The sequence below is a fragment of the Dysgonomonas sp. HDW5A genome, from assembly GCF_011299555.1.
Taxonomy (GTDB): domain Bacteria; phylum Bacteroidota; class Bacteroidia; order Bacteroidales; family Dysgonomonadaceae; genus Dysgonomonas_A.
On the sequence record NZ_CP049857.1, the window covers coordinates 142,358 to 156,162 of the forward strand.

9 protein-coding genes are annotated in these 13,805 nt (G+C 36.8%); all 9 read right to left on the reverse strand.

Annotated elements, in window-relative coordinates; genetic code table 11:
- Positions 1-19: 19 nt before the first annotated feature.
- Positions 20-1,198 carry an alginate lyase family protein gene (locus G7050_RS00515; protein ID WP_166109630.1) on the reverse strand — a complete coding sequence of 393 codons (1,179 nt, stop codon included), beginning with the start codon at positions 1,196-1,198 and terminating at the stop codon, positions 20-22.
- 156 nt (positions 1,199-1,354) lie between these two features.
- Entirely contained in the window at positions 1,355-4,945 is a 3,591-nt protein-coding gene (locus tag G7050_RS00520; RefSeq protein WP_166109632.1) for a glycoside hydrolase family 2 TIM barrel-domain containing protein, read from the reverse strand.
- A gap of 151 nt (positions 4,946-5,096) precedes the next feature.
- Positions 5,097-6,083, reverse strand: coding sequence for an acyl-ACP desaturase (locus G7050_RS00525; RefSeq protein WP_166109634.1), 987 nt, complete (start codon positions 6,081-6,083; stop codon positions 5,097-5,099).
- 377 nt (positions 6,084-6,460) lie between these two features.
- On the reverse strand, positions 6,461-7,195 hold the full coding sequence (locus tag G7050_RS00530; RefSeq protein WP_166109636.1) for a 1-acyl-sn-glycerol-3-phosphate acyltransferase: 735 nt from the start codon (positions 7,193-7,195) through the stop codon (positions 6,461-6,463).
- Between the two features lie 276 nt (positions 7,196-7,471).
- Positions 7,472-7,978 carry a flavodoxin gene (locus tag G7050_RS00535; RefSeq protein WP_166109638.1) on the reverse strand — a complete coding sequence of 169 codons (507 nt, stop codon included), beginning with the start codon at positions 7,976-7,978 and terminating at the stop codon, positions 7,472-7,474.
- Between the two features lie 47 nt (positions 7,979-8,025).
- Positions 8,026-10,062 carry a thiamine pyrophosphate-dependent enzyme gene (locus G7050_RS00540; protein ID WP_166109640.1) on the reverse strand — a complete coding sequence of 679 codons (2,037 nt, stop codon included), beginning with the start codon at positions 10,060-10,062 and terminating at the stop codon, positions 8,026-8,028.
- Between the two features lie 41 nt (positions 10,063-10,103).
- On the reverse strand, positions 10,104-11,429 hold the full coding sequence (locus G7050_RS00545) for a dihydrolipoamide acetyltransferase family protein (RefSeq protein ID WP_166109642.1): 1,326 nt from the start codon (positions 11,427-11,429) through the stop codon (positions 10,104-10,106).
- A 184-nt stretch (positions 11,430-11,613) separates the two neighbouring features.
- On the reverse strand, positions 11,614-12,360 hold the full coding sequence (locus G7050_RS00550; protein WP_166109644.1) for a lipoate--protein ligase family protein: 747 nt from the start codon (positions 12,358-12,360) through the stop codon (positions 11,614-11,616).
- A gap of 18 nt (positions 12,361-12,378) precedes the next feature.
- Positions 12,379-13,734: a dihydrolipoyl dehydrogenase gene (gene lpdA / locus G7050_RS00555; RefSeq protein WP_166109646.1), complete on the reverse strand. Its 1,356-nt coding sequence runs from the start codon at positions 13,732-13,734 to the stop codon at positions 12,379-12,381.
- Positions 13,735-13,805 lie beyond the last annotated feature (71 nt).

Genomic DNA, 13,805 nt, shown 5'->3' on the forward strand with positions numbered 1-13,805 from the left:
AAAATGTAGTCTGTTTTTTTTATTTAAGCCAAATCAGAGGATTTCTCACAGGAAGATTCCTCTCTACTTCTTCAACAGCAGGGCTGTGGTCTAAAGATTTCCACAAATCAAAATAAGTTTCGTCATTATAAGCTTTTGCCGCAAACAACAATGATGGCTGTGCTACCGGCCAATTATCCCAATACATCACATCCTGAGGATAAGTCCAGCTAGTTTTGTCTTTGATATATGGATACATAAAATCAATGCCCTTTTTCATATTTACCCCTTCAGAGGTAGTGTATTCCCATAAATTGTCATCGGATGTAGATAATATTTGACATATAGTCGTCATTACATCCAAATTGAACAAGGAATATCCGTAAGGCTTTGTTCGGGCTATTTCCTGTGGAAAACTGCCATCTTCCGCCATTTGTTGCGGTAGTAATATATTCTTATATCGTGTTCTGCAAAGTTCTAGTTTATCTTTATCTTCGGTCAATTTAGCAAAAGCAGCCAATTGCATTACCCAACAAGCCCCATGATTATTTTGTGCATTCATCTCATCAATACCATTCTCATGAGTAGTCATCCAATTTGTATATTCCGAAAACCAGTTTTTGATTGCTCTGAGATTTTCTTTATCTACACAAGCAGCATTCTCCATACAGATAATACCTTGTGCAACTTCCATCAAATGAATGGTATCAATAATTCCAATTCCTCTTCCGGTGGTAACTCCCTTAATGGCTTGTGCATACAATAAATTAGGATTCATTCGAGTTAAAGAATCGGTAAACCATGCATTTATGTGCACAAAAGCTTGCTTTACATACTTTTCGTCTCCTGTTACTAAATATGCAGAGGCCAAAGCTCCTACTATCTTATTGAAACGAATCATTGCCAATCGGTGAGCCACAAAGTTATCGGGGTTAGTCTGCCCATCTTTCCGAATATAAGGACCATCGGGATCTGCAGAGTTAGGCCACCAATAATCGCCTTCGGAATAAAAATCATGTATACCTCCTACACTCCTGTCACATCTAAAATCTGTGATTGTTTGAGGATTCTCAGACATTGCCCATTCTGCATTCTTTAAAATGTCATGATGAAGTATCACCTCCGTTTTATTCGCCCAGTCGATAGTATTTGAACAAGATAAAAAAGCTAAAGATGAGACACATACAAATAACAATTCTATATAGTATTTTACTTTCATTATTCTAATATTGAGCATTGTAAACTATGTATTTCTACTTACGACCTCACTGCACAAAAACTATTTTGAATCAGTCTGATTTTACAGATATTACCGATTCAACTTTATTTTGACCAGCTTTATTTTAACACGATTATTATTGAGCCTGCACTTTATTTATTTTACGGCTTGTATTCTAAAAGAATAACCAATATTGGCATTAGCAGGAATCATATATTCTGACAATGGAAGAGGTCCGCAACTGGCATTACCCAACCCTTGCTGAATAGCATCCAGACTCAAATAAATTTCGGGCTTGCGTAGCTCATCCAATTTAAAATCATGTACTGCATCCCATAGTGTTTGATCTGTAAAATGCAAAGCTGCAAAACCAAGTTTGTCTTTTGAGGATATCTTTAAACCTTGCTTGTTCTGATTAGTTATCTCAACCCATCTGATATCTTCGCGGTTGCCCATACTTTGCGAACGTACGTAATGCTCTGCTTCCATTCCTTTAACTGTTGTAGCATATTCGCCTATAAAAGCCGCATGTTTCCTGTCCGAATAATTTTCATGAGGTCCATGTCCGTAATAACGGATATTCTCCATACCCGAAGGTAAAACTATTTGCAAACCTAATCGGCGAACGATAGAACCCATTGAAGTCGAATTAAAAGAGGCATCTACATCGATTGTTCCATCAGAATAAATAGTATACTTTATAAGATAAGGTATTTTTACCGGTTTTTCACTGGCAATAGAGGCAACAGTACTAGCTATAATCGTAACTGATTTTTTATCATTAGCTACCTGATAACTAAATATCTGTTTATCATTGGTTGTTGGATGATAGCTCTGATCGGTATATTTATCGTTATTTACACTACGGTACCAATTTAGATTAAAGCCCTTTCCATTATAAATCATTTCTTGTCCATTATATTGCAAAGAGGTCATTATTCCCTGAGATATGTCAAAAACGGTTTTAAACCTATCACCACTAATATTTAGATTATTCCCCTGTTCTGTAACCACTATCTCCGGCATAGAAGAAACATCCATATTCGACAAGGGCTGACGGTCATTCAAAGCAAACTGCTCACTTGCAATGACATGTCCAGATTTACCCCAACTAGTTTCATTTTTAAGACTGAAATATATATTCAGAAAATATTCGCTGCCTGCTTCCAGATTTTTATTGTACGGAACTGTAATTACAGTCTTTTGATTGGGAGAAAGATCTAGAGATTCAATCATACCTGATTCGGATTTCACACCATCTTTCATTACCTCCCAAGTAATATTAAAATCATTCAAATTGGTAAAGTCATACTTATTTTCAATCTCGATTTTGCCACTGACCAAAGACAGTGGTCTGAACTTAACATACTGATATATCTTTTTCACCTCTAACAATTTGGCTGTAACTCTGCGGTCGGGGGTTGTAAGACCATTACAGACAAAATCAAAATCATTGGGTTTATCACCAAAATCACCTCCAAGGTAATACTGGTTTTGAGGTTTTCCAGGCATATTAATACCTTGATCTACCCAATCCCAAATACATCCGCCAATCATACGTTGCGATTTATTTTCAATATAATCCCAATATTCAGCCAAATTACCAACTGCATTTCCCATCGCATGAGCATATTCACACAGAAAATAAGGCTTATCTGATGTTTGCTGATCAAATGCGGCCATTCGCTCCAATGAAGGATACATATGTGAATCAATATCAGCCGATTCGTTTCGCCCTTCATAATGTACTATACGGGATGGATCAAGAGTCCGTGTTAATTTACATACTTCATCAAAATTCTTACCATTTCCGCCTTCATTACCCATTGACCAAAAGATAACAGATGGATGATTTTTATCGCGATGAATCATACGCTCTACACGATCTTTAAATGCAGGCAACCAACTAGGCATATCACTGATCGAATGATTACCGTGATTTTCCAGATCAGCTTCATCGATAACATACAGCCCATAGTAGTCGAACATCGCATACATACGCGGATCATTCGGATAATGGCTGGTACGAATAGTATTCAGGTTATGTTGCTTCATCAATACTATATCCTGCATCATAGATTCAACGGGAACAGCTTTTCCATATTGAGGATGGATATCGTGCCTGTTCACTCCTTTGAAGAAAACCTGCTCATTATTTACATACACACGTTTGTTCTTTATCTCTATTTTTCTGAATCCGAATTTAGAAGACATTGCTTCCAAAACTTTTCCACTATCATCTTTCAATGTTACGATAGCAGTATATAAATTGGGTTTCTCTGCCGACCACAAAACCGGATTATCGACCTTTGTCTGTAAATCGTAATTTAGCTCTTGCCCATTCTTCAATGTTCCAATAACCTGAGTGAGATTAGCCACTTCCTTACCTGAACCATCTAATAAAGAAATATTCATTGTGGTAGCCTGCGAAGCTTTTTTATCATAATTTTTCACCGATGCTTTTACCCTGAAAATTGCTGAACTATAATCGTCCCCTACAAATTCTGATAAAAGAAAGTAATCACGCACATGTACTTTAGGAGTAGCATACACAAATACACTTCTGTGGATTCCACTCAAACGAAACATATCTTGATCTTCGATATAACTACCATCGGTCCATCGGTATATCTCTACCGCAATTGTATTGTCTCCAACTTTTACATAATCGGTAATATTAAATTCAGCGACATTATTTGCTCCCTGGCTATAACCTACTTTTTCACCATTAATCCATACATAAAGCCCACTATACACACCATCAAAGTGTAAGAAAATCTCTTTTCCGTCCCAATCCGAAGGGATTGAGAAATTACGACGATACGAGCCTACGGGATTAACTTCCGTTTCATTTGTATATCCTCTTTGAGGTTGAATAAACGGAGGATTATTTTTGTGAGGATAAGTTATATTCGTATAAATAGGAGTTCCATACCCATGCATTTCCCAATTAGAAGGCACAGGAATTTCTTTCCAAGAAGATACATCATAATTCATTTTATAAAAATCGGCAGGACGTTCCGATGGCTGTTTCACCCAATTAAACTTCCAATTACCGTTCAATGATTGATAGTACGAAGACGACGGTTCCAACCAAGGCTGGTCAAAGCTTTTATCAGCTTTCAAACTTTCTACGGATGGAAAAGGAATATAAGTCACATGCCCCGGTTCTTTATTGATAGCAAAAATCGTTTCATTTTCCCAGTCATTTTTACTCCGTTTTACTTTTATTTCTTTAGGTGCTTTGATACTTGTCGGAACCAACCTCCATAACTGAGATGAGCTTGGTAGCTGATATATCTTTGATCCCTCGACATCCTCTCCTGTAAAAGCTAAAGTCATTCCACTGTTTTTGTGCGTAACAGCATAAGCCCCCGTACCTGTTACAGCAAATTTCCATTGCTGATTTTCATTCGAATTGCTTGCATCCCATTGTACCACTGCATTGCCATTTCCTGAAGTAACATTATCGTTATCAATATTCTTGTTTATAAAAGGATTAGTTATTGTATAATAACCATTTTCGAGTTTAGTAATTTTCCAAACTTGTCCCTCATTTCCTTTTTTATCTTTAGACAAGTACAACTGAGCACTATTAGTCGGAGTACCCGTATTATCTAATACCAAGCCTGAAGGACTCACTAATTTATACAGCACATCAGAATTTATTTGCTGAGAAGATAGGTTAACACTCAAAAAGAATAAACTGAGGAAAAATAAGATAAACTTAGAAGATTGTCTTTGCATGTTATTTTAGAATTATTTCGGTTATAATCTTTTAAAGATAACAGTTATTATTATTTTTAGAATAAGAGTTACAGCCGAAAATAGGAATTATCCTAAAATAAAAAAGGGAACCTCTTTACAAAGTTCCCCTATTATACTAATAATGAATATTTTATTTCACAGCAGGCTGTACCCATTTAAATATATACGAATCAACAGGAACGACCAGTCGCTCTGAGATTTTGGCCATACGGGCAGGTAATTTCATTAGAAAATCACGAGCACGTTCTGCCTCATCTGTCAATCCCGATATTTTATCAATTTGCCATTTGTCTATCAGCTTCTGCATAATGTCTACATAATCGCTGGCAGTATAAACCCCCATGCGTTGTGCTGCATTAGAAAACTGCTCAAATGCCGTACTTATTTTTTGACCTGATTCTCTCAAAAAGTGAGCAGGCATAACTATTTTTTGTTTCATCATATATTGAAAAGCAAGCATCATTTCACTTGGATCAACTTCAAATATACTTTTTACAAACTCGCTGTATGCATAGTGATGCCTCATCTCATCGCTGGCAATACGCTTACACATTCGCGATAATTTGTCGTCTCCGACTTTTTTAGCCAGCTCTGCTACTCGGTTATGCGATATAAAAGTCGCTAATTCCTGAAAGCTGGTATATACAAAGTTTTTATACGGATCACGTCCTGTACCTATATCAAAGCCATCACTTATCAGGTGTTGAGTAGTTATCTCAACTTCTTTCATATTTACCCTGCCCGACAGGTATAAATATTTATTTAATAAGTCTCCATGACGATTCTCTTCACTAGTCCATTGCCTGATCCATTTTGACCAGCCATTGCGCTCTACATTATCAATACCATCTACCTCCATTAACCACGATTCGTACGTGGGTAAAGCCTCTTCGGTAATGGTATCTCCAACCAATACTACCCAAAAGTCATAAGGTAAATCTTTCGCCAACTCACGTAGCTCCGTAACTTCATCAAAGAAAGTTTCCTTTTGTGAATTGGGTAGATAATCTGTCGGCTGCCAGATTTTTTCAATTGGTATTAAATATTGATCGATAAAAGTATCGACATTTTTTTCCAAGAAGCGCATAACTTCGAGGCGAATATTTTTTATAGACATTATAATATATATTAGAAATGAATCTTATTTATTAAAAACTTCCTATTTTCAGATCTAATAAATAAATTGTAAAAAAGGAAGATTTAGAGTAAAGTTAAGATTATTTCCAAATTACCATAATGAGTACTCATCCCGAGAAAAAAATTAGATAAGCTTACGAAAAAAATTAGAAATGACGAACAAAGATTCAATATAAAATAAAATGAAAGAATGGGTCTTAATACAGTTGGTTTCCAAGACTTAATTTAAGATTACGCTATAAAAGGAATTGATTGATAATAAATATATGCGGTAGCAATACCTTTTTCACTTTATGAAACACCTATATCTAAGACTCATATATTTTATCTATATCACGGAAAGCAAAAGTATAAAAACTACAAAGTAATTGCTTCAACAACTTCTTTTTCAACCCTTTCGAAGGCTTCCGAAAATGGAATACCTTTCACTGCGAAAGGCTCATGAATTGTAAACGTCAGTCTATTCCCTAACCCCATTGGGAAAGAACCCCATTTCGTCATTTTCCATGAATTATTAATGGTTACAGGTACAATATATGCTGAGGGTGCGTATTTACAAAGTATTTTCAACCCATTTTCGGCAAAGGGACCCGGCTGACCATTTTTACTCCTTGTTCCTTCGGGGAAAATAACAGCCGTACGCTTTGTAGCTTCGATATAATCCGCCATTTTTTTGATTGCCGATAATGATTGTTTTGCATCTTTTCGATCAATCAGTACCGAACCTCCATGATTCAGGTTATAAGATATACTGGGAATGCCTTTTCCTAATTCTATTTTACTTATAAACTTAGGATGCACTTTTCTCATAAACCACAAAATTCCTGAAATATCGTATAAACTCTGATGATTAGCTGCTATAATAATAGGTACCCCCTGTGGTAGACGTTCCAAATTTTCGACTTTATATGTTGTTCCTAGGATATACGTATTGAGCGTTAAAAAGAAATTTAAAATATCCACACTCTTCTTATGAGCATCGTAACCAAACCAATTAAAACATATCCACTGAATAGGATGAAAGATTAATAATGTCAATAAAAAAAGCAGATAATAAATAACTGAAAGTGAGTATGATATTAGTTTTTGCATAATTTACAAGTTCAATGATATTCAAAATTAGCAAAAAAAATGTTAATTAAAAATATAAAAATATTTAAGATTCGGCTATAATAAATGATCAAAACCTCTCTAAAATATCATTTATATAAAATCCTGATAATATTTATCTGAAAACCAGAAGTAAGTGACGGTTTGCTGTTTCCCCTCTTGCTACTATTGACATCACAACACAAAAAACATTCAGAGCAACCAATGGTTACTCTGAATGTTTTAATTTAAATTCTATTGAAGTATAACTATCTTTATTTAGCTGAACTCTTTCTTTAATTGAGCAACCCAGTCAGAAATCCGTTTATCCGTTTTATCTGCTTGAGTATCTATATCAATAGCCAATCCGAGGAACTTATCATCTCTCAGAGCTTTCGATTTTTCGAAAGTATAGCCTTCGGTAGAAGTAAGACCTACAATAGTAGCTCCTCCTGCTTCGAATGTTTCAGCCAAAAGGCCGATTCCATCCACAAAATTCTCAGGATAATCAACTTGATTTCCCAGACCGAAAATAGCTACTTTTTTACCTTTCAATTTTAAATCATCCAGATCCGGAAGAATTTCATCCCAATATGTTGGCAATTCACCATCAAACCAAGTAGATGTTCCCAGAATAATATTATCATAGCCTTCGAAGTCTTTTCTCCAAGCTTCTTCAATAGCTACAACTCCCATTGTAGTATCTGCGAATGCAGCTTGTATCTTCTTAGCTATCTCTGCTGTTTTTACAGTACTAGTACCATAAAATAAACCTATCTTTTTCATTAGACGCACACGTTTATAGTTAGTATTCTATTTCAGTTTTTCTTTTATCAAAACTCCAATAATTCTTTAGCTGCTGCATAAATACGATCGGTGTTGGGAAGTATTGCTTTCTCCAATATCGGATTGAATCCTACAGGAGTAAATGTTGATCCCACGCGTTGAACAGGAGCATCTAAATAACGATATAGTTCGGTTCCGATAGATGCTGCTATTTCTGCACCAAATCCTGAAAAGACTTTATCTTCGTGTACAACCAATACCTTACCTGTTTTCTTTACAGATTCGGCAATTGTTTCTTTATCAAGAGGTATAAGTGAACGAAGATCTATCACTTCCACCGAATAATTATTATCTTTTACCAAACGTTCGGCAGCGTCCAAGCAAAGATGAGTCGTATTACCATAAGTAATGATGGTAATATCGCTACCCTCACGACGAATACGTGCTTTTCCGAAAGGTACTTCGAAATCGTCCGGAACTACTGTCGAAGACTCTACTGCATTATAAAGTGCCTTAGGTTCGAAAAACAAAGTAAAGCCTTCTGATCTTAGACTTGTACGCAACAATCCTGCTGCATCATCTGCAAAAGATGGATATACAATACGTGCTCCGGGAAGAGTAGTCAATGCACCTTCCAAGTTTTGAGAGTGGTAAAGACCTCCTCCAATATAACCACCGGCAGCTAAACGTACCGTGATATTCGGAGAGAACTGTCCGTTGGTTCTCCAATACTCGTGAGTACATTCTACGTATTGGTCGATAGCCGGCCAGAAATAGTCGGCAAACTCAGCACCTTCTACCACAACTCGAATATCTTTTCTAAAACGGCTCATACCGTTTGCAGTACCCATTATATAATCTTCGGCAATAGGAGCATTGAAAACTCGTCCTTCACCAAATTCGGGTTGCATACCTTTAGATACGTTGAATACCCCACCCTTTTCTTTGTTTGCAATATCTTGTCCCCAAAGGAAAGTATTGGGATTCAATCTGAATTCAGCTTTCAACGTTTCGTTAATAGCAGTAACCAGATTCTTTACTTCTCCGGTTTCATTATGTGTTCCATCCACATATTTTACAGGATGATATGGTTCCGGCAAAACAAAATCAAAAATGGTTGCAGGATCGGGATCGGGAGCAGCGATTGCCTTTTTATTAGCTTGGCTTAATTCCTTTTTAGCATCTGTCTCTATTTGTTTCAATTCATCTTCTGTAAAACGTTTGTAACGCAACAGCATACGACGAAATTTCAATAGTGGATCGGCTTCTTTTACATACGCCAACTCATGCTCATCTCTGTACAATGTTTGTTTGTCAGAGTTTGAGTGTGATCCCATACGCACACAATTAGCCTGTACAATAACAGGATTACTTGTAGTTATAGCATATTCACGGGCAGCAGTCATCGCATTCATCGAATCGAATACATCTTTTCCGTTACAGTGAATAATTTTCAAATTTTTAAAACCTACAAAGTTATCTGCTACTTTACGATTAGCAGTTTGTTCATGCTTAGGCACAGATATACCGTAACCATTATCCTGAATAACAAATATTACAGGTAAACGCTCGGTACTAGCTCCATTAATAGCTTCGTATACATACCCTTCGGATGTAGATGCCTCTCCGTGTGAAGTATAGGCAACACCTTTGTGTTTATAGTAAACCATAGCACGAGCAACTCCAACTGCATGAAGGTCATGCGAACCTGTTGCTGACGAAACGTTTTCTATATTCCACTCGGGTTTAGCAAAGTGATTCGACATATGTCGACCGCCACTAGCCACATCTGTAGCTTTAGATATACCATTCAGAATTATTTCTTCGGCAGTCATTCCAGCTGCCAATACCGAAAGCATATCTCGGTAATATGGAAACATAAAATCTTCGCCTTTCACAAATACCTGCCCCATAGCCAGCTGAATACCATCGTGCCCTGCATAGGGTGCATGGTATGACCAGCCTAATGATTGAAGCAAATATGCGGGAGCTTTATTATCAATAGCACGTCCTAGTGTCATCAGATAAAACCATTTATGGAGGGTGTCTTTATCTGTGGTTTTTATATCAAATAATTTTTTCATTATATATTTTTTTTCGGTTGCAGAATTGTTTATTCAACAAATCATGCTTCCCAATTTTCTAAATAATCGGCAATACGTTTTACGAAATTTCCTCCTAACGTACCATTAATCACACGATGATCGTATGAAAGCGATAGGTACATTTTATGACGGATAGCAATTACATCTCCATCAGGAGTTTCAATAACTGAAGGTTTCTTCTCGATAATACCAACTCCTAAAATAGCAACCTCCGGTTGATTAATAATAGGTGTTCCGATGATATTTTTGAACGAACCAAAATTGGTAATTGTAAATGTTCCACCTTGGATGTCGTCACCCGAAAGTTTGTTATTACGAGCCTTAACTGCCAAAGCATCTATGCTTGTAGCCAATCCTGTAAGATTCATCTTATCAGCATCTTTAATCACAGGAACAATCAGGTTACCATCGGGCAACGATACTGCAATACCAATATTTATACGTTTTTTCTCAATTATATTATAGCCGTCTACAGATGAATTGATTCTTGGGAAATCAATCAATGCTTTAGCTGTAGCTTCTGTTATGGCAGGAAGATAAGTTAAGCTTATACCCTCACGTTTTTGGAAAGCATCCTTGTTTTTAGCACGCCATTTCACCAGTTTAGTAACATCTACTTCTATAATAGTAGTTACGTGTGGAGATGTTTTCACTGATTCTACCATACGGTCAGCAACTATTTTACCAACAAAATCCATTGGTATTACTTTGTCGCCTTCGGCTACCGGAATAGCTGGTTTGGCAGCAGGTGCAGCAGCTGCGGCAGGTGCACTTTGCTGTGGTGCAGCAGTTGCAGTGGGTTTAGATGCTCCCGGAGTTGGAACAACTCCATTTTTGGTTTGGTCAATATATTTTGTAATATCTTTTTTGCTCAAACGACCTTCATAGCCTGTTCCGGCAATTTTATCAAGTTCGTCTTGAGATATTTTAGCCTCTTTCGCCAGTTGAGTTACAACAGGTGAATACCATCGGCCTTCTTCCTTACTTTGTTTTTTAGCTGGTGCTGCTACTTCGGGAGCCGGAGCTGCAGCCTCTTTTTTCTCTGGTTGAGCTTGAGCCTCTTGTGCTTTCGGTGCTTCTGCTGCTGAATCTCCTGCATCTTCACCCTCTAGTTCAACTTTTGCAACTACTGTTCCTACCGGCACAGTGTCACCTTCTTTAAAAAGAATTTCTAAAATCTTACCGGCTACAGGTGAAGGAATCTCTGCACTTACTTTAGCCGTATTTACCTCAAAAAGGACATCATCTTCTTCTATGGTGTCTCCTACTTTTACGGACCAAGAGATTATAATTCCCTCAGTAATACTTTCACCCAATTTGGGCATTTTTATTTCAAATGTTGGCATAACTATTAATTTAAGAACTCATACTTACTAAGGATCACTTATGTATGGTGTAATATTTAACAATATAACGCATTTCTAGCATAGAATGTTGACATCCGGACATAGCAAAATGAACACAACAATGGCACTCCACGGTAACACTCTATCTATATGCAACTTACAAAAGACAAATCAGCATTAGAACTTATCTATCAGAAGGCTCATTGAAATTCCATATGGGAGTGGCATATTTCTCATCCTTTAATACTGATATGGCAGCTATATCTAATTCGCTGAACTTGTACTGCTTATTTCCCGGATTACTATCTATAAAATCATTCAGTATTAATGCTTTTAAATCCTCTATCGCTAAAGGATTAGATATATGCTGACTGATATTAGTAACCGGACTTTTTACTGATCTTACATAAATCTTTGATTGTAGATTTTGACTATTTTCAGAATAATCATGCCCACTTTCCAATGAAGTTGTAAGATATTCCAGATTAGAAGAATAGAGTAATGTAGCATGATACATTACCCTATTCTTATGTATAGATTGAGCACTTCCCGAAATTTTGAGTCCGTCGATGTTTAATCCGCGGCGCTTATCTGCTTGTGCATTAACTCCCATTCTGGACAGAATATCTAATGTCAGATTGGTATATTTATCAAAGTCAAGAGTATTGTTGCGTTCAATAAAGGTCACATTGATATTACCCAGATCGTGGTATACGGCACCACCACCCGAATATCGGCGGACAACTTTAATATGTTTATCACGCACAAAATCAATATTTACTTCCGCCCATACATCTTGATGTTTTCCAAGAATAATAGACGGCTCATTTTGATATACCATAAAGACATCTTCTGTAAAATTCTTCAGTAGATATTCTTCTGCTGCAATATTAAAATAAGCATCAGTACATGTGTTGTTAATACAAAGCATAAGATCGTTTTCTCAGGTTCAGGATTTGGCAAATAAAGTTTCACGGATAATTTCGCTCACTGTTGGGTGAGGGAATACTATCTTTTGGAATTCTTCAACGGTATAACCTTTTTCGATAGCTACCGTTGCCAGAACAATAAGTTCTGATGCGGGGTTACCCAATATGTGACATCCTATTATCTGATCGTCTCCGTTTACAATAAGTTTACATAATCCGCTACCTCCTTCATTTTCGGCTAGAAAACGCCCTGAGTAAGCCATCGGCAATTTTAGAACACTATAAGGTGTTCCTGCTGCTTTAAGCTCTTCTTCGGTTTTTCCTGCTCCAGCCAATTCGGGATTAGTATATACTACTCCGGGAACAGCTTTGTAACTCATTACATCGTCAATACCCAGGATATGATTAATTGCAACTTCACCTTCACGGATAGCCGTATGAGCTAACATCGAATAGCCTGTTATATCACCGGAAGCATATACACGTGGGTGAGAAGTCTGCATATATTCGTTTACTTTTACTCCATTTCTCAGAAGTTCGACTTTAAGACTTTCTAAACCTACGTTTGTTATATTGGCTTTTCGTCCTACACTTACTAATATTTTATCAGTCTTTACTTTTTGTGTTTTACCATCTTTTTCGATGGTAACTTCGGTAGCTGAAACTTCAATAACTTTGGTATTCAGATAAAATTCAATTCCTCTTTTTGCATAGTCTTTTCTAAGCATAGCAGAAGTCTCTTTATCCATAGCACCAAGTATTTCGGGCATCATTTCGATAACACTCACTTTTACACCCATGCTATTGAAGAAGGATGCAAACTCGATACCGATAACACCTCCACCGATAATGGCTAGAGAGGCAGGAAGTTCTTTTATCTCAAGAGCCTCTTTTGATGTCCAATAGCTAATTTCAGATAATCCTTTGATTGGAGGAATTACTGTTTCGGAACCTGTACAAACCAAAAGGTACTTCACCGAGTAGGTTTGTCCTGCGGATGTAATCTGAATGTGTCCATTCGCTTCGCCTTGTATCAGTGCTTCACCTTCTACGATAGCGACTCCCGCTCCGGTTAATTTCATTTTAACACCTGCGGTCAGTTGTTTTACAACTTTGTCTTTACGACCAATAACTTTACCCAGATCGAAACCTGAGTTACCTTCAACGGAAATTCCGTATTTAGATGCACCTTTAATATTATCTAAGATTTTTGCCGAATACAGTAATGTTTTCGTAGGGATACATCCCTCATTAAGACAAACTCCTCCTAGAGCTTTCTTTTCAAACAAGACGGTTTTTAATCCTCCTGCAACGGCTTTCTCAGCAGCATTATATCCTGCCGGTCCTCCTCCAATAATAGCAATATCGTATTCCATAATAAATTTGAGATATAGTTAACAATAAAAGAACATATATCTATTATTGTTATAAAATGTTATATAAACTA

What these genes read in the sequence shown, in the direction of transcription:
- G7050_RS00515 (WP_166109630.1), bottom strand. Translation starts at nt 1,198, where the DNA reads ATGAAAGTAAAATACTATATAGAATTGTTATTTGTATGTGTCTCATCT.
- G7050_RS00520 (WP_166109632.1), bottom strand. Translation starts at nt 4,945, where the DNA reads ATGCAAAGACAATCTTCTAAGTTTATCTTATTTTTCCTCAGTTTATTC.
- G7050_RS00525 (WP_166109634.1), bottom strand. Translation starts at nt 6,083, where the DNA reads ATGTCTATAAAAAATATTCGCCTCGAAGTTATGCGCTTCTTGGAAAAA.
- G7050_RS00530 (WP_166109636.1), bottom strand. Translation starts at nt 7,195, where the DNA reads ATGCAAAAACTAATATCATACTCACTTTCAGTTATTTATTATCTGCTT.
- G7050_RS00535 (WP_166109638.1), bottom strand. Translation starts at nt 7,978, where the DNA reads ATGAAAAAGATAGGTTTATTTTATGGTACTAGTACTGTAAAAACAGCA.
- G7050_RS00540 (WP_166109640.1), bottom strand. Translation starts at nt 10,062, where the DNA reads ATGAAAAAATTATTTGATATAAAAACCACAGATAAAGACACCCTCCAT.
- G7050_RS00545 (WP_166109642.1), bottom strand. Translation starts at nt 11,429, where the DNA reads ATGCCAACATTTGAAATAAAAATGCCCAAATTGGGTGAAAGTATTACT.
- G7050_RS00550 (WP_166109644.1), bottom strand. Translation starts at nt 12,360, where the DNA reads ATGCTTTGTATTAACAACACATGTACTGATGCTTATTTTAATATTGCA.
- lpdA (WP_166109646.1), bottom strand. Translation starts at nt 13,734, where the DNA reads ATGGAATACGATATTGCTATTATTGGAGGAGGACCGGCAGGATATAAT.